Here is a 20,785-nt window from a genome sequence, read left to right on the forward strand (position 1 = left end):
ACGCCCAGGTCGCCCATCTTCTTCCAGGCGTCCATCGGGAACTGGTCGGTGCGGTCGATCTCGGCGGCGCGCGGGGCCAGTTCGGCCTGGGCCCAGTCGCGCACGGAATCGCGCAGCATTTCGATGTCTTCGCCAAGGTCGAACTTGAGGCCGGGGAGGGTGTTCATAGCGGTGTCGTCTCTGGTGTTGTCTGTGGGATCGGGGGAATGGCTGGCGCCGTGCACCGGCGCCGGCGCGTCAGGCCGTCCTGGATTCGCTGAGTTTCAGTTCCTGCGTCATGCGCTCGCGCATCACGAATTTCTGTACCTTGCCGGTGATGGTCATGGGCATCTCGTCGACAAAGCGGATGTAGCGCGGGATCTTGTAGTGCGCGATCTGGTCGCGGCAGAAATCGCGGATCTCATCCTCCATCGCGCTCGCGCCCGGCTTGAGCACGATCCACGCGCAAACCTCTTCGCCGTACTTCTGGTCGGGAACGCCGAACACCTGGACCGCCTGGACTTTGGGGTGGCGGAACAGGAACTCCTCGATCTCGCGCGGGTAGATGTTCTCGCCGCCGCGAATCAGCATGTCCTTCACGCGGCCAACGATGTTGCAGTAGCCTTCCGCGTCGATGGTGGCGAGGTCGCCGGTGTGCATCCAGCCGTCGCGGATGGCTTCGGCGGTACGCGCCTCGTCATCCCAGTAGCCCAGCATCACCGAATAGCCGCGGGTACACAGCTCGCCGGTTTCGCCTACCGGGACCGTGGCACCTGTCGCGTCCACGATCCTGACCTCGAGGTGCGGCTGGATGCGGCCCACCGTGGTGGTGCGCTTGTCCAGCGGATCGGTGGTGCTGCTCTGGAAGGAAACCGGACTGGTCTCCGTCATGCCGTAGGCGATGGTCACCTCGGACATGTGCATCTGCGACACCACGCGCTTCATGGTTTCGATCGGGCAGGGTGACCCTGCCATGATGCCGGTGCGCAGGGAAGAGAAGTCGTACTGCGAGAAATTCGGGTGATCGAGCTGGGCAATGAACATGGTCGGCACGCCATGCAGTGCCGTGCAGCGTTCTTCGCTGACTGCCTGCATGGTGGCTTCCGGCTCGAAGGCCTGGCCGGGGAACACCATTGCCGCGCCCGAGGACACGCAGGCCAGCACCGCCAGGACCATGCCGAAGCAGTGATAGAAGGGCACCGGGATGCAGAGCTTGTCCTGCTCGGAGAAACGCATCGCCATGGCAATGAAGCGTGCGTTGTTGACGATATTGCGATGGGTCAGCGTGGCGCCCTTGGGCGCACCGGTAGTGCCACTGGTGAACTGCACGTTGATCGGGTCATGGCGATCCAGCTGTGCCGTGATGGCATCCAGCGTTGCCCGCGCCACGCCCGTGCCGCGCGCAATCACATCGGCATAGCGGAGCATCCCGGGTGTATGGTCGTCGCCCATGCGGATGACGCAGCGCAGTGCCGGCAGCCGCGCCGCCTGCAGTTCGCCCGGCGCGCAGGTGGCCAGTTCCGGGGCGAGTACCTGGAGCATCTCCAGGTACCGTGAGGTCTTGAAGGCTTCCGCCGCGACGATCGCCTTGACGCCCACCTTGTTCAGCGCGTACTCCAGCTCGGACAGGCGGTAGGCGGGATTGATGTTCACCAGCACCAGCCCCAGCCGCGCCGTGGCGAACTGGGTGACCAGCCACTCGACCCGGTTGGGGGACCAGATGCCGACTCGGTCGCCTCTGGCCAGCCCAAGCGTGTGCAGGCCTGCCGCCAGCGCGTCCACGGCATCGCAGAATTCGCGCCAGTTCCAGCGCACCCCTTGCTCGCGAAAGGCAACGGCATCCCGCTCGGGGTAGCGAGCCACCGCTTGCGCCAGCAACTCCGGCACGGTCTGTTCCGACAGCGGAATGGTGGTGTCCCCCCTCACATGCGAAAGCCCGCCAATCGGCAGGATGGTGGGAGAGGACTCGGCCTGCATCGTCATACTTGTCTCCAAAGCCCGGTTGTGGTTCGTCACGTCGGATATTTGTGAGTGTTACTCAATAAACAGCGTATCGATGGATTCTGGGGTGGCGTCCCCGGGTTTTCCCGGATATTTGCGGCGCGGTTGTCTTATTTTGAGCTATTCCTTCGACGTTCGCCTGACGCTCGTTGCTGCGATAATCGAAAAATACATGGTGCCAATCGAAATGGCAACCTAAAATTGAGTAAAGCTCAAGTCAGGGTTGAGCCGGCCCTATAATCTCGCCTTCGGGCAAGCAAGGACTCAATCAAGATGGAAGACGTCACATCGCCCCGCCGTGTGCCGGCGGGCGCCAAGGCGGAACAACGCATCCGGGACATCCTGCGCGTCAGCCGCGAGGTATTCGCCGAACTCGGCTATGAGCGGACCACGACCACCGAGATCGCCCAGCGCCTGGGCATCTCCGAGGGCACGGTGTTCACCTACTTCCATGGCAAGCGCGAGCTATGCGCACGCGTGATCGAGGACTGGTATGACGAGATCATCGGCACCGTGGAACAAGGCATGCCGCACGGGCAGAGCACAAAGGTGCAGCTGGAGTTCTATGTCAGGACACACCTGAGGTTGTTCCTGATCCAGGGAACGGGCTTGTGTGCGCTGGTGTTGTCGGAGGGGCGTGCCAAAGGGCCGGGGCTGGGAGAGGTGTTCGTACCGCTGCAGCGCCGCTATACGGCGCCGTTGATGGACTTGCTGGCGCGGGCGCGGGACAACGGCGAGATCCGGGATGACCTGCCGTTGAGCCTGCTGCGCTCGGCAATCCTCGGCCCGATGGAGCACATCCTGTGGGACGCGATCGCCCGGCAGCGGCAAGTGGATATCGAGAAGACGGCCAGGGATATGGTGGCGTTGTTGTGGCCCGCCTTGCTGCCTGTAGACGTCGAGGTGGAGAAATTGCGCGCATTCTATGGAGAAGTCGGCGCGGCGTTGAGACGGGCGGGCAACGGTTGACGTGCGGCGCGCCTTGAAGCGGCGGTCCACTAATCCACTGATCTAGTTCTTGCGAGGGACCCTTGCCGGATTCATGCGCCGCCATGCGCGATCGCCTGCTGGAAGCGCCGTGAGCGCGACACCTCTCTGCAGAGAAACGGGGGCGCGTTGAACGGGAAACCCGCGTGTCGAGCTACGCGGCGGGGTTGCTGGTCTGCCAGCAAGGCGCAGCGGCCCTGCACGTCTTCGAATAGGCGTTAATCTACAAGGGCGAACGTCCGCCGATTTCCATTGATGGCAGCCCCAGGAGCGCGCGCGCCTGGGCCACTGTCGCCACGGGGCGCCCATATTCCTCGCACAAGGCCGCCACCTGGCTGACCAGGGCGGCGTTTGAGGGCGCCAGTGTCTGCTTGTCAAGCCGCACATTGTCTTCGAGGCCGGTGCGGCAGTGGCCGCCCAGTTCGAGCGACCAGCGCGCCATCGTCAACTGGTCCCGGCCGATGCCAGCGCCGGTCCAGGTCGCATCGGGTGCCAGGCGCCGCAGGGTGTGCACGTAGAAGGCGAGCACCTCACGATCGACCGGCATCGCATTCTTGATCCCCATCACGAACTGGATATGCAGCGCGCCGTCGATCTTGCCGGCCTGTTGCATGGCCACTGCCTGGAAGATCATCGACAGGTCGAAGGCCTCTATCTCGGGCTTGATGGCGTAGGCCTTCATTTCCGCGGCGAGCCAGTCCACCAGATCTGGCGGATTGTCATAGACGCGTGTCGGGAAATTAACCGAGCCGGTGGCAAGTGAGGCCATGTCCGGCCGCAGCGACAGCATCCCCCCTCGCTCCCTTCCCGCGCCGGAGCGGCCGCCGGTGGAGGCCTGCGTGATGATGCCCGGCGCATGCTTGCGGATGCCCTCCAGCACGCGGGCAAAGCGGTCCGGCTCGGAGGAGGGCGTCTCGTCGTCATTGCGCACGTGCAGGTGGACGAGCGTGGCGCCCGCCTCGAAGGCGGCCTGGGTGGATTCGACCTGCTCGCTGACCGTGATCGGCACGGCAGGGTTGTCACGCTTGCGCGGCAGCGAGCCGGTGATGGCGACGGAGATGATGCAGGGCTGGGTCATGTCGGCTCCGGTAAGGATGTATGGCATCACGCCTGTGACAGGAAGCGGATCACCGCGTGCGAAAACGCCTCGGGCAACTCCCAGTTGGACAAATGCGCGGCGTTGAGCGCGAGGTATTCGGCGTCGGCAATGCCTTGCGCCAGCTCGCGGCCCTGTTCCGGCGTGGTAGCGGCATCCTGCGCACCCGCGATCACCAGCACGCGCGAGCGGATGCCTGGCAGCAGGCCGCGCAGGTCGGCATCGCGCACGGCGGCGCAGTTGGCGATATAGCCGTCGGCATCCGTAGTTGCGAGCATGTCGAGGACGGGTGCCATACGCGCCGGATCGCCTGCCAGCGCGGCCGGCGTAAACCAGCGTGCCAGCACGCCCCCGGCAATCTCCGCCATGCCCTCGTTGCGGACGCGCTCGATACGCGTGTTCCACCCGGACGCCGGGCCGATCAGCGCCGCGGTATTCGCCAGCACGAAGCGGCCGAAGCGTTCGGGGTGATGGCGTGCCAGCCAGATGCCGGTCATGCCGCCCATCGACAGGCCGCAGAAGTGGGCGTGCTCGACACCGGCATGGTCCATCACCGCCAGCACGTCGGCGCCCAGCTCGGCCATGCCGAACGGCGCTGCCGGCACGCCGGAGGCGCCATGGCCGCGCGTGTCGTAGCGCAGCACGCGGAAGCGCTCCAGCAGCGCCGGCATCTGCGGATCCCACATCGACAGGGTGGTGCCCAGCGAGTTGGACAGGACCAGCACCGGCGCGCCGGCCGGACCGTGAAGTTCATAGTGAAGGCGAAGCCCGTCGCGGGTGGCAAAGCGCATGACGTGGGCTCCCTCAGCGGATCGATGAAGGATGCGGCGCCAGCGGCGTGACGGCGATCTTCATGTATGGGAACAGCGGCAGCCCCGACAGCAGTGTGTGCAGCGCCTCGTTGGACTCGACGTCGAACACGCTGTAGTTGGCATACTCGCCGACCACGCGGTAGAGCTGCTGCCACTTGCCCTGGCGCTGCAGGTCCTGCGCATAGGTTTTCTCGCGCGCCTTGATGTCCTCCGCCTGCGCGGCGGGCATGTCGTGCGGCAAGTTTACGTCCATTCGTACCAGATACAGCATTGGTGTCTCCTCGCTTCGATTCTGATGGGGTCTGATTGCAGGTATTCAGGCACGGTCGCGCCGGTAGTGGGCGAGCTTGTCCTCGTCCAAGGCCATGCCGAGTCCAGGGCCCTGCGGCAGGTGCAACGCGAATTCGCGGTAGACGGGGCGCTCGGCCACGATGTCGTCCTTCAGCAGCAGCGGGCCGAACAGTTCGGTGCCCCATGCCAGTTGCGGCAAGGTCGCAAAGCCGTGGGCGGCGGCTATGGTGCCGATGCTGCCTTCGAGCATGGTGCCGCCATACAGCGCGATGCCGGCCGCATCGCCCACCGCGGCCGTACGCAGCATGCCGAAGATGCCGCCCGACTTGGCGATCTTCAGTGCGAACACGTCGGCGCCGCCGATGCGGGCCAGTTCCATCGCGTCCTCGGGCCCGCACACGGCTTCGTCGGCCATGATGGGCACCACGAAACGCGCCGCCAGGCGCGCCAGCGCGGCGCGTTGTTCGCGTGGCGTGGGCTGCTCGATCAGGTCGATGCCGGCGGCCTCCAGCATGGCAATGCCGGTGGCGGCATCCGCTTCGTTCCAGGCCTGGTTGACGTCCACCGTGACGCGCGCCCGCTCGCCCAGCGCGCGCTTGATCGCGGAAACGTGTGCCACGTCCTCGCGCACGCTGCGCCGGCCGATCTTGAGTTTGAAGGTGTCGTGGCGGCGCTCGGCGAGCAGGCGCTCTGCCTCGTCGATGTCCCGCGTGGTGTCGCCGCTGGCCAGTGTCCACAGCACCGGCAGGGTGTCGCGCACGGCGCCGCCCAGCAGTGTCGCCAGCGGCACGCCGAGACGCTTGCCCTGCGCGTCCAGCAGCGCGGTCTCGAGCGCCGACTTGGCGAAGCGGTTACCGCGTGCGACCTTGGCGAGGCGCGCCATGGCGCCATGCACATTGGCCGCATCCTGGCCCAGCAGCGCCGGTGCAAGGTAGCTGTCGATGGTCAGCTTGATGCCCTCGGGGCTCTCGTCGCCGTAGGAAAGACCGCCGATGGTGGTCGCCTCGCCGAGGCCTTCGATGCCGTCGGCACAGCGCAGGCGGACGATCACCAGCGTCTGCCGCTGCATGGTCGCCATGGCGAGCTGGTGCGGCCGGATGGTCGGAAGATCGACCAGGATGGCCTCGATGGACTCGATGGCCGTGATGCTTTGCTGCGTCGCCACTTTCATACCTTCCTGATGCAGTTGGATGTTGCATCGGAGTATGGATGGCTATTTTTTGGGTGTCCAAGACCGTTGGCATCTGATTCGATACCTCCAGAGTATGGACCGCCCGTTGCGCCTTATTCCTTCGGCGGCGGCAGGTAGGCCATACCCTCATCCTCGTAGAGCTGGTAGATCATGTCCCGCAGCGAGCGCAGGTCGGCCGACTCGTCCAGCATGCGCGTGCTCATGATAATGGGCGACACCAGCTTGGGATCGTCCAGTTCCTTGTAAGTCACGTCGCCCCGCTTGAGCCCGTAGACGCTGCTCGGAACCACCGAGATGCCTTCGCCCATCGCCACCAGCCCGAGCGCGATCTGCAGCTCGCGCACCTCGTGCAGGCGGCGCGGCTTCAGGGCGCGGTCGTGGAAGGCGGCCAGCACCTGGTCGGCAAAGCTCGGGCGCGGCGCCTTGGGGAAGATGATGAGCGGCTCGCCGACCAGGTCGTGCAGCGCGAGCTCGGGCTTGGCGTCAGCCAGCGGATGGCCGACCGGCAGCGCCACGATCATGCGCTCCTCACGCAGCACCACGCGCCGCACCGACGGGTCTTCGTGGCGAATGCGCCCGAAGCCCACGTCGATGCGCCCCTCCTTGAGCGCCTTGATCTGGTCCATGGTCGACATCTCGTGCAGGCTCAGTTCGAGATCGGCGTGCATCTGCCGGAAGCGCCGGATGATCCGCGGCAGCATCCCGTACAGCGTGGAGCCGACAAAGCCAACCGACATCTTGTGCTCGATCTTGCCGACCCGCTTGGTCATCGCCTGCAGTTCCGCGGTCTGGGCCAGCAGTTGCAGCGCGTGGGTATAGAAGAAGCGCCCGGTGTCGGTCAGTTTCAGCGGGCGTGAGTGGCGCTCGAAGAGTTGCACACCCAGGTCGTCCTCCAGTTGCTGGATCTGGCGCGACAGCGGCGGCTGTGCGATATGCAGCCGCTCGGCCGCCCGGGTGAAGTTGCGTTCCTCTGCCACGGCCACGAAGTAACGCAGGTGCCGCAATTCCAAGACTATACCTCCTGAGTATCGAGCGGATACTAAATCAGTGTTGGACTGCCAAAACTGCCGTTGACTATGCTCCATCCGTGCCCGGAAGACAAGCTCGATACCTGCAAAGCATGAACCCGGACCGCAACCACAACTATGGAGACCCCCATGACTCACTCGGAAATCGACGCCCTGGTCCACAGCTTTATCGTCGCCACCGGCACGCAAGGCACCCCCGACCCGCGCGTGCAGCAGGTGGTAGTCCGCCTGACCGCGGACCTGTTCAAGGCGATCGAGGACCTCGACCTGAGCGCCAGCGAGGTCTGGAAGGGCATTGAGTACTTCGCCGAGGCGGGCGCCACCCAGGAGTTGGGCCTGCTCGCCGCTGGCCTGGGGCTGGAACGCTTCCTCGACGTCCGCGCCGACGAGGCTGAAGCCCGCGCCGGCCTGACCGGCGGCACGCCGCGCACCATCGAAGGCCCGCTCTACGTGGCCGGCGCCCCGGAAAGCACCGGCTTTGCCCGGCTCGACGACGGCAGCGACGACGGCAAGGGCGAGGTCCTGTTCATGCAAGGCACGGTGTACGGCGCCGACGGCAAGCCGCTGCCCGGTGCCAGGGTCGAGGTGTGGCATGCCAACCTGATGGGCAACTACTCGTTCTTCGACAAGACCCAGTCGCACTTCAACCTGCGCCGCACCATCGTCACCGACGCCAACGGCCGCTACCAGTTCCGCAGCAACGTGCCAAACGGCTACGGCTGCCCGCCGGAAGGCACCACCCAGCGCCTGCTGGACCAGCTCGCGCGCCACGGCCGGCGCCCGGCCCACATCCACTTCTTCGTGTCGGCGGACGGCCACCGCAAGCTGACCACGCAGATCAACATCGACGGCGACGAATACCTGTGGGACGACTTCGCCTTCGCCAGCCGCGAGGGGCTGGTGCCGGCGGTGACCCGCGTCACCGACGCCGCCGCGCTCGACAAACACGGCGTGGACAAGCCGTTTGCCTCGATCGACTTCGATTTCCGGCTGCTGCCGGAGCAGGCCGGCGCCCCCGCCGCCGAGGTGGAGCGCCAGCGCGCCGCTGCCTGATATTCCGTAGTGCCGCCCGCCGCGCGGGCCGGCAGATCCAGTCCGGGCGGCAGCGCCATGCGCAGCGCCGTCCCGCAGACAGACATCGGCAGGAGACAACTCCATGATCCCCATCTATCCGGAGGGCAAGGCCCCCGTTCGCCCCAGCGCCAGGCGCCTCGACCTCGATGCCTTCCTGGTGGAAGACAAGGCAAGCGGCGACTACCGCCTGCACCGCCAGGCCTTTACCGACGAAGACCTGTTTGAACTCGAGATGAAGCACATCTTCGAGGGCAACTGGATCTACCTGGCGCACGAAAGCCAGATCCCGAACAACAACGACTACTACACCACCCATATCGGCCGCCAGCCGGTGGTGATCGCGCGCAATCGCCAGGGCGAGCTGAACGCCTTCATCAACGCCTGCAGCCACCGTGGCGCCATGCTGTGCCGCCACAAGCGCGGCAACAAGGCCACCTATACCTGCCCGTTCCACGGCTGGACCTTCAACAACAGCGGCAAGCTGCTGAAGGTGAAGGATCCCGAGAACGCCGGCTATCCTGACTGCTTCAACAAGGAAGGCTCGCACGACCTGAAGAAGGTGGCGCGCTTCGAAAACTACCGCGGCTTCCTGTTCGGCAGCCTGAACGCGGACGTGCCGCCGCTGCAGGATTTCCTCGGCGAAGCGGCGCGCGTCATCGACATGATCGTTGACCAGTCGGCCGACGGGCTCGAGGTGCTGCGCGGCTCGTCCACCTACACGTTCGAGGGCAACTGGAAGCTGCAGGCCGAGAACGGCGCCGATGGCTACCATGTGTCGGCGGTGCACTGGAACTACGCTGCGACCACCAGCCAGCGCAAGCAGAAGAACGCGCAGGAAGACAAGATCCGCGCCATGGACGCCGGCAAGTGGGGGCAGCAGGGCGGTGGCTTCTACGCCTTCGAGCACGGCCACATGCTGCTGTGGACGCGCTGGGCCAACCCGGAGGACCGCCCCAACTTCAGCCGCCGCGAGGAATTCGCCGAGCGCTGCGGCGCGGAGACCGCGGACTGGATGATCCAGAACTCGCGCAACCTGTGCCTCTACCCCAACGTCTACCTGATGGACCAGTTCGGCTCTCAGATCCGCCTGCTGCGTCCGCTGGCCGTCGACAAGACCGAGGTCACCATCTACTGCATCGCGCCGAAGGGCGAATCCGACGAGGCGCGCGCGCGCCGCATCCGCCAATACGAGGATTTCTTCAACGTCAGCGGCATGGCCACGCCCGACGACCTTGAGGAGTTCCGCGCTTGCCAGCAGGGCTACGCCGGGCAGGCACTGGCCTGGAACGACATGTGCCGCGGCGCGAAGCACTGGATCGACGGTGCCGACGAGGCCGCGCAGCGCATCGGACTCAAGCCCGTGATGAGCGGGGTGCGTACCGAGGACGAGGGCCTCTACACAGTGCAGCACCGCTACTGGCTGGACGTGATGAAGAAGGCCGTGGCAGAGCAATCCGCCGAAGCCGCGAATGAAGCCACCGACGCCGCCGCAGGGAGCGCAGCATGAGCACCGCCGACATCACCTTCGACAAACCGGTCGACGTGGCCGCCATCCAGTCCTTCCTGTACCGCGAGGCACGGCTGCTGGATGACGAAGAGTGGGACGCATGGATTGAGTGCTATCACCCCGACGCAAAGTTCTGGATGCCCTGCTGGGATGACGACGGCAAGCTGATTACCGACCCGCAGCGCGAGATCTCGCTGATCTATTACCCGACCCGCCAGGGCCTGGAGGATCGCGTGTTTCGCATCAAGACCGAGCGCTCCAGCGCCACCATTCCGGACACTCGCACCAGCCACAACCTGAGCAACGTCGAAGTGCTCGGGGTGGAGGGCGACACCTGCACCGTGCGTTTCAACTGGCACACGCTCAGCCATCGCTACCAGACCACCTACAGCTACTTCGGCATGTCGCGCTACACGCTCGACCTCTCCGGCGGGCAGCCGCGCATCCTGGACAAGTATGTCGTGCTCAAGAACGACTACATCAACCAGGTCATCGACATCTATCACATCTGATCCAGGCTGGAGGACCGCGCCATGGAACACACCATCGCCCTGCAATTCGAGGACGGCGTCACCCGCTTCATCACCTGCGGCGAGCACGAGACCCTGTCCGATGCCGCCTACCGGCAGCAGATCAATATCCCGCTGGACTGCCGCGACGGCGCCTGCGGTACCTGCCGGGGGCTGTGCGAGTCGGGCAGCTATGACCTGCCGGCCTCGAGCTATATCGAGGATGCACTGACCGCAGAGGAAGCTGCCGAGGGCTACGTGCTGGCCTGCCAGACCCGTCCGCGTTCGGACTGCGTCATTCGCGTGCCCGCCTCGTCGGCCGCGTGCAAGACCGGCGTCACCACCTACCAGGGGACGCTGGCCGAGTTGGAACAGCTCTCCGATTCGACCATTGGCTTTTCCATCGACCTGGACGGGGCCGCCGGCCTGGATTTTCTGCCCGGCCAGTATGTCAATGTCGAGATCCCGGGCACCAGCCAGACGCGCTCCTATTCCTTCAGCTCGGCGCCCGGCAGCGCGCGCACCGGCTTCGTGGTGCGCAACGTGCCGGAAGGGCGGATGAGTACGTGGCTGACCAGCCAGGCGAAGGCCGGCGAGCGCGTGGCTATTTCGGGCCCCTACGGCAGCTTCTACCTGCGCGAGGTGGCGCGGCCGGTGCTGTTCCTGGCCGGGGGCACCGGCATCGCCCCCTTCCTGTCGATGCTCGATGTACTGGCCGCCAGCGGCTGTGCGCAGCCGGTGCGCATGGTCTACGGGGTCACCAACGACATCGACCTGGTGGTGCTGTCGCGCATCAATGCGGCCCAGGATGCCTTGCCTGGCTTCGAATACCGTACCTGTGTTGCTGACGCCGCCAGCAATCACGCCCGCAAGGGCTATGTCACAGCCCATGTGGACCCGGAATGGCTTAACGGCGGCGATGTCGACATCTACCTGTGTGGCCCCGTGGCGATGGTGGAGGCCGTGCGCGGTTGGCTGCAGCAGAGCGGCATCACGCCCGCCGGCTTCTACTATGAGAAGTTCTCGGCCAGCAACGCGGCATGAGCAAGGAGCACGACAACATGAGAACTGCTACACGCTTTGCCGGCAAAGCCATGATCGTGACCGGGGCCGCGCAAGGCATCGGCCGCGGCGTCGCACTGGCCGCCGCCGCCGAGGGCGCCTCGGTAGCGCTGGTCGACCGCTCGGCGCTGGTCGATGAAGTCGCGGCGCAGATCGTTGCCGCAGGCGGGCAGGCCATCGCAGTGCACGCTGACCTGGAGCGCTATGCCGGCGCCGCGCAAATGGCGCAAGCGGCCGAAGCAGCCTTCGGCCGCATCGACATCCTCGTCAACAACGTGGGCGGCACAATCTGGGCCAAGCCCTTCCAGGCCTATGAGGAGGAGCAGATCGAAGCCGAGATCCGGCGCTCGCTGTTCCCCACGCTGTGGTGCTGCCGAGCGGTGCTGCCCGGCATGGTCGCGCGCCGGCAGGGCGTCATCGTCAACGTGTCGTCGATTGCCACGCGCAGCATCCACCGGGTGCCCTACGCGGCGGCCAAGGGCGGCGTCAACGCACTGACGGCCAGCCTCGCCTTCGAGCATGCGCACGAAGGCGTGCGCGTCAACGCAGTGGCCACCGGCGGCACTGAGGCACCGCCGCGCAGGATTCCGCGCAACATGGCAGCTCAGAGCGAGCAGGAGGCCATCTGGTACCAGGCCATCGTCGACCAGACCAGGGCCTCGAGCCTGATGCACCGCTATGGCACGATCGACGAACAGGTGCATGCCATCTTGTTCCTGGCCTCGGACGAGGCTTCGTACATTACCGGCACGGTCCTGCCGGTCGGCGGCGGGGATCAGGGTTGACGGTGGCATCGATTGGAGCGCAGTCCAACCGCCGAGGGACTGCAGCGTGTTGCATTGCTCGGCTTACAGCTTTCATTAGCAGATAGGAGTCAGATCATGAGCAAGCCCTCGATCATTCTGGTGCACGGCTTCTGGGGAGGTGCCGCGCATTGGGGAAAAGTCATCGTTGAACTGGCGCGAAAGGGGTATACGAGCGTCCGCGCCGTTGAAATGCCGCTGACATCGCTTGCTGACGACGTCGAGCGTACCCGCAAGATGATTGCCCAGCAGAAAGGGCCGGTCCTCCTAGTGGGGCATTCATACGGTGGTGCTGTGATAACCCAGGCGGGTGACCAGCCCAATGTGGTGGGGCTTGTGTATATCGCGGCGTTTGCGCCAGATGCGGGGGAGAGCCCTGGTGGCCTTACGCAGCAGCATCTTCCGGTTGCGGCTCCCAATCTCGAACCCGACAGCGACGGCTACTTGTGGCTCAAGTCCGATAAGTTCCATGAGAGCTTCTGCCAGGATCTTTCGCCCGACGACGCGCTGGTGATGGCGGTGACGCAGAAGGCGCCGCTTGCAAGCACCTTCGGCGACATCATCACGACGCCGGCCTGGAAAAAGAAGCCGTCCTGGTACCAGATTTCCAGCGAAGACAGAATGATCGCCCCCGAAAACCAACTGAAGATGTCGGCCCGCCTCAATCCCCGGAAGGTCATTACTCTGGCGGCAAGCCATGCTTCGCTGGCTTCGAAGCCCGCCGAGGTTGCAGCGTTGATCGACGAAGCCGCGACCGACTCGGTCAAAGGATAGCGCCCTGAACGCCGGCGCCCGCCGGACCAGGCTGCGCAGTGCGCCGAACAGCGGAAAGCTGCGCGGGAATCAAGGGGAGCCCCCCGGCTACAGCATCGCTGAATGCAAATGATGCGGATTGTCGATCGTTTCCGCGATGATCCGCAGCGACTCCTCGATCTCATCGCGCTCGCCCGGGCCGCCCAGGCAGACACGAATCGCATCGGGCGGGTTGCCGTCGGTCGAGAAGGCGGCGGCCGACACCGCGCCGATGCCGCGCGAGCGCAGGTGGAGCGCCAGTTCCGACGGGCTCCACGCTGAAGCCGCCGGGATCGGCAGCCACAGGTGAAAGCCTTCCGGGTCCGCGTCATAGGCCAGGCCCTCGAGCACATGGCGCGCAATCAGCTGCCGCGCTGCGCTTTCGGCGCGGATGGCCTTGAGCATGTCGTCTACCGTTCCGTCCTTGATCCAGGATGTAGCGAGCAATGTGTTGATGGGGCTCGCCATCACCGTCGTTGCCCGCAGGGTGCCAGCCAGGCGCTGCGCCTGCCGGGCAGTGGGGGCGTGCAGGAACGCTATGCGCAACCCGGCGCCCAGGCATTTGGACAAGCCGGTGACGTAATACGTGAGTTCCGGGGCGAGCGCGGAAAACGTCTGCGGTGCCCGCAGCGGCAGCATGCCGTAGGCATCGTCCTCGATGATCGGCACGCTGTAGCGCAGCGCGACTTCGGCGAGTTGCCCGCGGCGTGCCTGCGGCATGGTGCGCGTGCTCGGGTTCTGGATGGTCGGATTGCAATAGAGCGCCGCGGGCTTCTGTGTCTTGCACATGGCTTCAAAGGCGTGGGCGAACGGGCCGTCCTCGTCGCCGGGCAGCGCCTGTAGCTGGATAGTGAGCTGCGCGGCAATAGCCTTGATGCCGGGGTAGGCAAGCGCGTCGGCACAGATCGTCTGCGCCGGGCGCGCGAGCTGCGACAGCAGTGCGACCAGCGCGCTGTGGATGCCAGGCGTGACCAGCACGGTGTCCGCGCTGCATGCCGGCACCCAGCGGCGCAGCCATTTCGCGGCGACGGAGCGATCGGCCGGGGTGCCGCCGAAGTCCTGGTAGCGCAGCAGCGAGTAGGGGTCGGCGGCCTCCAGCAGTTGCGCCATGGTGGCACGAAGCCGCTCCGTCATCGCGGGCGGCTCCGGCGGCATGTTCATGGTCATCTCCGCACCCGTGCCGCCGCGCAGCGGCACCGCGGGCGCACGTCCGCGCACGTAAGTGCCACTTCCTGTCTTGGTGTCGATCAATCCCCGCTTCCTTGCTTCGCTGTAGCCGCGCGCCACGGTGGTGTAGTTCAGTTGCAGCGCTTCGGCCAGGTCGCGCAGCGGCGGCAGCCGGTCGCGCGCGCGCAGCTGGCCGTCGGCCAGTGCCTCCTCGATCAGGTCCGGAATCAGCAGATAGGCAGGCTTGGCACTGCCGGCGATACGTTTTACCCAATGGCTGGTCAGGTTGGACACCGTGGTCTCCCGCTGCGCGATGCGATGGAATTCAGTGCCTGAGGGTAGCATCCGAATGATCGCTCACCAAGCCGCGCAAGCGATTGCATATGAAGTTCTCAATGATGGTGCGATATCAACGCTCGTGCACCACGCGTGCGCACCCAGGCGGCTTGCTCCCGTTCAAAAACGTGCATTGTGGCGAAGCCGTCATGGCGTGCGCTGTGCGCCTTTGGTGGCATCCATGGCCAAAGCCGTTGCGATCATTGGGCCGATCATTTGGTCGGCTTCGGCTTGATTGGAGATTGATCGCATGACTGCGGGCATTGAGTGGCACATCGGTTGCGGATGTTGGCGTGTTCGGCCTGGCGCCGAACGGTCGATCGGCATGGGATCGAGCGACCGCACTGCCCCATCAACGCAAAGGAGAGAAGCATGCCTGCTGTCAGCAAACCGGCCCACAAGAAGGGCGATTTCCTGGTCGACTATGAAGAGAAGGTATTCGAGGACGTAAAGGCAGAAGCCGGTGAGAAGGCGCTGGTGACATTCCACACCGTCGCCTTCGAAGGCTCGATCGGCTTCGTCAACCTGCTCCAGGCCACACGCCTGCTGCGCAAGGGCTTCGAGACTTCGATCCTGCTGTACGGCCCCGGCGTCAACCTTGGCGTTCAGCGCGGCTTCCCGACGCTTGGCGACGAGGCGTTCCCCGGCCACATGAACTTCAACAAGCAGCTCACCAAGTTCATGGAAGAGGGCGGCAAGGTCTACGCCTGCCGCTTCGCCCTGCAGGCCCTGTACGGCCACGGCGAGGCCTCGCTGATTGAGGGCATCCGCCCGATCAATCCGCTCGACGTGCTCGACCTCAAGCTCCTGCATCGCAAGGAGAACGCGCTGATCATCGACACCTGGACGGTTTGAGCAAAAGGGCAGGTGCCACCATGTTACAGAAACGCATTGTGCGCGCGGCCGCGGTCCAGATCGCGCCCGACCTCGAGAGCGGCGAAGGCACGCTGGCCAAGGTCTGCGAGGCGATCGACGAGGCCGCCGGGAAAGGCGTGCAGCTGATCGTCTTCCCTGAGACCTTCGTGCCGTACTACCCGTACTTCTCCTTCGTACGGCCGCCGGTGCACTCCGGCAGCGACCACATGCGGCTATACGAGCAGGCCGTGGTGGTGCCCGGCCCGGTCACCGATGCCGTCGCCGGGCGCGCACGCCGGCACGGCATGGTCGTGGTGCTCGGCGTGAACGAGCGCGACCACGGCAGCCTGTACAACACGCAGCTCATCTTCGACACCGAGGGCAACCTCGCGGTCAAGCGCCGCAAGATCACGCCCACTTTCCACGAACGCATGATCTGGGGACAGGGTGACGCGGCCGGGCTGAAAGTCGCTGAGACCTCGATTGGCCGCGTCGGCGCACTGGCGTGCTGGGAGCACTACAACCCGTTGGCCCGCTACGCGCTGATGACCCAGCACGAGGAAATCCACTGCAGCCAGTTCCCGGGCTCGCTGGTCGGGCCGATCTTTGCCGAGCAGATCGAGGTCACCATCCGGCATCACGCGCTGGAATCCGGCTGCTTCGTCGTCAACGCCACCGGCTGGCTGACCGAAGCGCAGATCGCCTCCGTGACCACCGATCCGGCGCTGCAGAAGGCGCTGCGCGGCGGCTGCAACACCGCAATCATCTCGCCGGAGGGCCAGCACCTGGCGCCGCCGTTGCGCGAGGGCGAGGGCATGGTCATTGCCGACCTCGACATGTCGCTCATCACCAAGCGCAAGCGAATGATGGATTCGGTGGGCCACTACGCGCGCCCGGAACTGCTAAGCCTGGCCATCAATGAACGGCCGGCGGTGACGGCAGTGCCGATGGCAGGCGCCTTCTCCAACTTCCATGGGAGCATCCGCGATGACATCCAGCGCGACCGTGCCGGCGTCGAGCCGGCAATTGATGACTGAGCTGCAGTCCGTCGGGCTGCGCCTGGAAGACCCGAATGCCGGCGCAGCCAGCCGGCGCGGCGGGGCCGGTCCGTCCGACCACAAGGCGGTCACCATCGACGGCGTGACCATCATGGTGCCGGTGCATACCAGCACCGCGTGGCACTCGCCGTTCGTGGCGCAGGCGCCCGATGGAACGGGGCGCAGCGCGCTGATGCGCGGCACCATCCCGATTGCCAGCATCAGCTTTCCGAAGGCGCCGCGCTTCTATGCGCTGCAGACCCTGGAGGGCATCCCATACTCGCATATCGCCACGCTGCATGGCGCCGACGTGCTGGCCACGACCGTCCTGCAGACCTGCATCCGGTACGAGAGCCGCAAGAAGACCTGCAAGTTCTGCTCGATCGGCCAGTCGCTGGCGGCAGGCCGTACGGTGGCGCGCAAGACGCCGGAGCAACTGGCCGAAGTGGCGCGCGCCGCAGTGCTGCTCGATGGCGTCAGGCATATGGTGCTGACCACCGGCACGCCGCCGACGCAGGACCGGGGCGCGGCTATTCTTTGCGAGAGCGCCTTCGCCATCAAGGCCGCGGTCGACCTGCCGATCCAGGCGCAGTGCGAGCCGCCCGATGACGACCGCTGGTTCGAGCGCATGAAGGCCGCCGGCATTGACACGCTCGGCATGCACCTCGAGGTCGTCACGCCGGCGGTGCGCGAGCGCATCATGCCGGGCAAGGCGTCGGTGCCGCCGAGCCGTTACATTGAAGCCTTCAGGGCCGCCGTTGCCGTGTTCGGCAGGGGGCAGGTCAGCACCTACATCCTCGCGGGACTCGGCGACACCGCAGAAGCCATCCTGTCGCTCTCGCGCGAGCTGATCGAACTCGGGGTGTATCCGTTCGTGGTGCCTTTCGTGCCGATCTCCGGCACGCCGCTGGAGGACCACCCGGCTCCCTCGCCGGCCTTCATGCAGTCGATCCTGCAGCCGCTCGGCGCCATGTTGGGCGCCGCCGGCATGCGCTCGTCCGATATCAAGGCGGGTTGCGGCAAGTGCGGCGCGTGCTCGTCGCTGGCGACCTACGAGCGCGAGGCGGCACTGGCGACCGACGGAGCGACATCATGAAAAGCGATCTCTGCGTCGAGGTGCCGGGCAGCCCGATATTCCGCATCCGCTGGGCCGAGCACGCCTGGGAGGCGGAGCAGGCCTATCGCCTGCGCCAGGTCGTGTTCTGCGAGGAGCAGGGCATCTTCGCGGGCGACGACCGGGACGCGGTGGACGATGTGGCGCAACTGCTGGTGGCGGTGCGCTTCGAGCCGGAGTTGCCGGGTCATCCCGGGACCGTGGTCGGCACCGTGCGCATCCATGAAAGCGAGCCGGGCGTGTGGTTCGGCTCGCGGCTTGCGGTGGATGCTGCATACCGAAGCCAGGGAAAGATCGGTGCGACGCTGATCCGCCTGGCGGTGAGCAGCGCCCACGCGATCGGCTGCCGGCGCTTCCTTGCACACGTGCAGAGCCAGAACGTGCCCTTGTTCAGGCGCTTGCATTGGAACGTCCTGGCCGAGGAGACGCTGCTCGGGCGGCCTCACCACCTGATGCAGGCTGACCTGAACCATTACCCGCCTTGCCATACCCCGCACGCGGGCCTGATTACCGAAGGCAGGGCCGTGAGATGAGCCTCGACGATTTCGTACACACTCTGCGCAGCAGCCGCGGTTTTGCGCATAAGACCGATATCCCGGCCATGCTGTCGCCGCTCGGCGCAGCGGCCGCCGGACGCAACGCGGCCATGGCCGTGGGCGTAGGCGACGACTGCGCGGCATTGCGGGATGGCGACGGCTACCTGCTGTTCGCCATCGAAGGACTGGTCAGCGATTTCATCCGCACCATGCCGTGGTTCGCCGGCTACAGCGCGGTCATGGTGAACATCAGCGATATCTATGCGATGGGCGGCAGGCCGACGGCCGTGGTCGATGCGCTATGGAGCGATGGCGCCGCCGACGCCGCCGAGGTGCTCAAGGGCATGGCCGCGGCGTCTGCCGCCTATGGCGTGCCGATCGTCGGCGGTCACAGCAACGCGCGCAGCGAGCAAAGCCAGCTTGCCGTGGCCATCCTCGGCCGTGCGCGCAAGCTGCTGTCGAGCTTCGCCGCGCGTCCCGGCCAGCGCCTGTTGATGGCCGTGGACCTGCGCGGCGCATTCGCGGAGCCATTTCCGTTCTGGAACGCCTCCACGGGCGCACCGGGCGAACGACTGCGTGCGGATCTCGAACTCTTGCCTGTGCTGGCCGAAGAGGGCCTTTGCGCCGCAGCCAAGGACATCAGCATGGCGGGTCCGCTTGGCACCGCGCTGATGCTGCTCGAATGCTCCGGGGTGGGCGCCCGCATCGCGCTGGAGCGCATTCCCCGGCCCGCTGGCGTGCCCCTGGAGCGATGGCTGACGGCATTCCCGAGCTATGGCTTCCTGCTGGCCGTCGATGACGACGATGCGCAGGCGGTCGAACGCCGCTTCCTCGATCGCGGCATTGCCTGCGCCCAGATCGGCGCCATCGACGATTCCCGTGTCGCCACGCTCACGCACGCCGGCGAACGGGCCACGTTGTGGGACTTGCGCGAGGCGGGGTTCATCCTGCCGACGCGCCTGGCCACGCCGATCGATTCCCCAACCTGAGAACTGCCATGCCGGTTACCCATTTCCGCATCCGCTGGCCTGACCAGACCGAGATGGCCTGCTATTCCCCATCCTCCATCGTCACGGAGCACTTTGTCGAAGGGACAGCGTATCCGCTGGACGAGTTCGTCGAGCGTGCGCGTACCGCGCTGGGCGCCGCATCCGAGCGGGTGCGGGCCAGGTATGGCTACGCCTGCTCCTCCGCAATGGATCAGCTCCGCATCCTGGAAATTGCCGCGCAGCGGTTCCGGGGCCAGGACGGCGCCACCGTCCGTTTTCTCGGCTTTGGCAGCTAACCGTTCTTCAAATTTCTCGCCTCAAAGGATCCAACATGTCCCACATCATCAACACCAATCCGGGCCAGGCCGCAGAGCCCAGGCACTACGGCGTCATCATTGTCGGCGGCGGCCAGGCCGGACTATCGATGAGCTACTTCCTGAAGCAGGCCGGCATCGACCATCTGCTCATCGAGAAGCACACCGTCACGCACGCCTGGCGCACGCAACGCTGGGATGCGTTCTGCCTGGTGACGCCGAACTGGCAATGCGCGCTGCCGGGCTATCCCTACCAGGGAGATGATCCGCACGGCTTCATGAAGAAGGATGAAATCACGGCCTATCTCGATGGCTTTATCCGGACGGTCGGCGCGCCGGTACTCGAGCATACCGAGGTGCGGCAAGTGAAGGCGCGCGCCCAGGGGGGATTTTCCGTGGTGACGAGCCAGGGTGCATTCACCGCGGACCAGGTGGTGGCGGCCTCGGGTGGTTATCACACGCCGATCGTGCCGCGCATGGCCGAGCGCCTGCCGACGTCGATCCGGCAATTGCAATCGTCCGAATACAGGAATCCCGGGTCGCTGCCCGAGGGTGCGGTGCTCGTGGTTGGCTCGGGCCAGTCGGGCGCGCAGATTGCCGAAGACCTGCACCTGGGCGGGCGCAAGGTGTATCTGGCCGTCGGCGAGGCGCCGCGTTGCGCGCGCTTCTATCGCGGGCGGGACGTCGTGGACTGGCTCGCGGACATGAAGTACTACGATCTGCCCGTTACCGAGCATCCGCTGCGCGAGGGCGTGCGCGATAACACAAATCACTACGTCACCGGTCGCGACGGCGGCCGCGATATCGACCTGCGCAAGTTCGCCACCGAGGGGATGGAGCTCTACGGCGTGCTGGGCGACTACCGCGACGGCCAGCTTCGTTTTGCGCCGGACCTTCGTCACAACCTGGACGATGCCGATGCAACCTACAACCGCATCAACGCGAGCATCGACAAGTTCATCGCGGAGCGAGGCATGGAGGCGCCGCCGCCGAGCGTCTATGCGCCCGTATGGGCGCCACCGGCCGAGCGCACCGAACTCGATCCCAAGGCAGCCGGCATCGGTTCGATCATCTGGTGCATCGGCTTCCGACCGGATTTCAGCTGGCTCGAAGTGCCGGTATTCAACGGCCGCGGTTATCCAGGCCATGAACGTGGCGTGACAGCGCACGCCGGTTTGTATTTCCTCGGGCTGCCGTGGTTGCACACGTGGGGATCGGGGCGATTCTCCGGCATCGCGCGCGACGCCGAATACCTCGCGGGTTTGATTGCCGCGGGCGAGAGCGACACCGCGCTGGCCGCCTGA

General features: G+C 65.7%; 22 protein-coding genes. 14 read left to right on the top strand and 8 right to left on the bottom strand.

What is annotated here, in order from left to right; genetic code table 11:
* Together AC3WL8_RS32320 and AC3WL8_RS32325 are read right to left on the bottom strand one after the other, a co-directional pair.
* A partial coding sequence (locus AC3WL8_RS32320) for an acyl-CoA dehydrogenase family protein (protein ID WP_492379698.1) occupies positions 1-167 on the bottom strand: 167 nt, incomplete at its 3' end.
* 70 nt (positions 168-237) lie between these two features.
* On the bottom strand, positions 238-1,962 hold the full coding sequence (locus AC3WL8_RS32325) for an AMP-binding protein (RefSeq protein WP_153955967.1): 1,725 nt from the start codon (positions 1,960-1,962) through the stop codon (positions 238-240).
* A 291-nt stretch (positions 1,963-2,253) separates the two neighbouring features.
* Between AC3WL8_RS32325 and AC3WL8_RS32330 the strand changes: the two genes are divergently transcribed.
* The gene (locus tag AC3WL8_RS32330) at positions 2,254-2,949 is read left to right on the top strand and encodes a TetR/AcrR family transcriptional regulator (RefSeq protein ID WP_013956909.1); all 696 of its coding nucleotides are present in this window, start codon (positions 2,254-2,256) and stop codon (positions 2,947-2,949) included.
* A 241-nt stretch (positions 2,950-3,190) separates the two neighbouring features.
* On the opposite strand, the gene AC3WL8_RS32335 is transcribed toward AC3WL8_RS32330, so the two are convergent.
* The 5 genes from AC3WL8_RS32335 to AC3WL8_RS32355 all read right to left on the bottom strand — a co-directional run bounded on the left by AC3WL8_RS32335 (position 3,191) and on the right by AC3WL8_RS32355 (position 7,368).
* Positions 3,191-4,045, bottom strand: coding sequence for a 3-oxoadipate:acetyl-CoA acetyltransferase (locus AC3WL8_RS32335; RefSeq protein WP_013956908.1), 855 nt, complete (start codon positions 4,043-4,045; stop codon positions 3,191-3,193).
* 26 nt (positions 4,046-4,071) lie between these two features.
* The gene (pcaD, locus tag AC3WL8_RS32340; RefSeq protein WP_013956907.1) at positions 4,072-4,854 is read right to left on the bottom strand and encodes a 3-oxoadipate enol-lactonase; all 783 of its coding nucleotides are present in this window, start codon (positions 4,852-4,854) and stop codon (positions 4,072-4,074) included.
* Positions 4,855-4,867: 13 nt separating this feature from the next.
* Positions 4,868-5,146: a muconolactone Delta-isomerase gene (catC, locus tag AC3WL8_RS32345; RefSeq protein ID WP_153955966.1), complete on the bottom strand. Its 279-nt coding sequence runs from the start codon at positions 5,144-5,146 to the stop codon at positions 4,868-4,870.
* A gap of 45 nt (positions 5,147-5,191) precedes the next feature.
* Positions 5,192-6,337, bottom strand: a complete 1,146-nt coding sequence (locus tag AC3WL8_RS32350) for a muconate/chloromuconate family cycloisomerase (RefSeq protein WP_013956905.1) — start codon at positions 6,335-6,337, stop codon at positions 5,192-5,194.
* Positions 6,338-6,450: 113 nt separating this feature from the next.
* Entirely contained in the window at positions 6,451-7,368 is a 918-nt protein-coding gene (locus tag AC3WL8_RS32355; protein WP_010811734.1) for a LysR family transcriptional regulator, read from the bottom strand.
* A gap of 147 nt (positions 7,369-7,515) precedes the next feature.
* Between AC3WL8_RS32355 and catA the strand changes: the two genes are divergently transcribed.
* From catA to AC3WL8_RS32385, 6 genes are all read left to right on the top strand, one after another.
* On the top strand, positions 7,516-8,439 hold the full coding sequence (gene catA / locus AC3WL8_RS32360) for a catechol 1,2-dioxygenase (protein WP_041227938.1): 924 nt from the start codon (positions 7,516-7,518) through the stop codon (positions 8,437-8,439).
* 103 nt (positions 8,440-8,542) lie between these two features.
* Positions 8,543-9,967: a benzoate 1,2-dioxygenase large subunit gene (benA, locus tag AC3WL8_RS32365; protein ID WP_492379692.1), complete on the top strand. Its 1,425-nt coding sequence runs from the start codon at positions 8,543-8,545 to the stop codon at positions 9,965-9,967.
* Positions 9,964-10,479: a benzoate 1,2-dioxygenase small subunit gene (gene benB, locus AC3WL8_RS32370; RefSeq protein WP_013956902.1), complete on the top strand. Its 516-nt coding sequence runs from the start codon at positions 9,964-9,966 to the stop codon at positions 10,477-10,479. Before benA ends, benB begins: the two co-directional genes overlap by 4 nt.
* A gap of 21 nt (positions 10,480-10,500) precedes the next feature.
* Positions 10,501-11,520 (top strand): benzoate 1,2-dioxygenase electron transfer component BenC, encoded by a 1,020-nt coding sequence (benC, locus tag AC3WL8_RS32375; protein WP_211979771.1) that lies wholly within the window; start codon positions 10,501-10,503, stop codon positions 11,518-11,520.
* Positions 11,521-11,537: 17 nt separating this feature from the next.
* Positions 11,538-12,323: a 1,6-dihydroxycyclohexa-2,4-diene-1-carboxylate dehydrogenase gene (locus tag AC3WL8_RS32380; protein WP_211979770.1), complete on the top strand. Its 786-nt coding sequence runs from the start codon at positions 11,538-11,540 to the stop codon at positions 12,321-12,323.
* Positions 12,324-12,419: 96 nt separating this feature from the next.
* Positions 12,420-13,115, top strand: coding sequence for an alpha/beta hydrolase (locus tag AC3WL8_RS32385; protein WP_013956899.1), 696 nt, complete (start codon positions 12,420-12,422; stop codon positions 13,113-13,115).
* An 87-nt stretch (positions 13,116-13,202) separates the two neighbouring features.
* On the opposite strand, the gene AC3WL8_RS32390 is transcribed toward AC3WL8_RS32385, so the two are convergent.
* Complete coding sequence (locus AC3WL8_RS32390) at positions 13,203-14,594, bottom strand: aminotransferase-like domain-containing protein (RefSeq protein WP_492379693.1); 1,392 nt, start codon at positions 14,592-14,594, stop codon at positions 13,203-13,205.
* A gap of 414 nt (positions 14,595-15,008) precedes the next feature.
* On the opposite strand from AC3WL8_RS32390, the gene AC3WL8_RS32395 reads away from it, so the two are divergent.
* The 7 genes from AC3WL8_RS32395 to AC3WL8_RS32425 are packed head-to-tail and all read left to right on the top strand — an operon-like array spanning position 15,009 to position 20,785.
* A complete protein-coding gene (locus AC3WL8_RS32395; RefSeq protein WP_013956897.1) occupies positions 15,009-15,491 on the top strand; it encodes an MSMEG_0572/Sll0783 family nitrogen starvation response protein in 483 nt (160 codons plus the stop codon).
* 20 nt (positions 15,492-15,511) lie between these two features.
* The gene (locus tag AC3WL8_RS32400; protein WP_013956896.1) at positions 15,512-16,528 is read left to right on the top strand and encodes a Nit6803 family nitrilase; all 1,017 of its coding nucleotides are present in this window, start codon (positions 15,512-15,514) and stop codon (positions 16,526-16,528) included.
* Positions 16,521-17,624 (top strand): MSMEG_0568 family radical SAM protein, encoded by a 1,104-nt coding sequence (locus AC3WL8_RS32405; RefSeq protein WP_013956895.1) that lies wholly within the window; start codon positions 16,521-16,523, stop codon positions 17,622-17,624. Before AC3WL8_RS32400 ends, AC3WL8_RS32405 begins: the two co-directional genes overlap by 8 nt.
* Entirely contained in the window at positions 17,621-18,175 is a 555-nt protein-coding gene (locus AC3WL8_RS32410; RefSeq protein WP_211979768.1) for an MSMEG_0567/Sll0786 family nitrogen starvation N-acetyltransferase, read from the top strand. Before AC3WL8_RS32405 ends, AC3WL8_RS32410 begins: the two co-directional genes overlap by 4 nt.
* Positions 18,172-19,167, top strand: a complete 996-nt coding sequence (locus AC3WL8_RS32415) for a sll0787 family AIR synthase-like protein (RefSeq protein ID WP_211979767.1) — start codon at positions 18,172-18,174, stop codon at positions 19,165-19,167. The genes AC3WL8_RS32410 and AC3WL8_RS32415 overlap by 4 nt, the downstream gene beginning before the upstream one ends.
* A gap of 8 nt (positions 19,168-19,175) precedes the next feature.
* Positions 19,176-19,463 carry an MSMEG_0570 family nitrogen starvation response protein gene (locus tag AC3WL8_RS32420; protein WP_153955958.1) on the top strand — a complete coding sequence of 96 codons (288 nt, stop codon included), beginning with the start codon at positions 19,176-19,178 and terminating at the stop codon, positions 19,461-19,463.
* A 35-nt stretch (positions 19,464-19,498) separates the two neighbouring features.
* A complete protein-coding gene (locus AC3WL8_RS32425; protein ID WP_153955957.1) occupies positions 19,499-20,785 on the top strand; it encodes an MSMEG_0569 family flavin-dependent oxidoreductase in 1,287 nt (428 codons plus the stop codon).

Source organism: Cupriavidus sp. FW305-F7, from assembly GCF_058782875.1.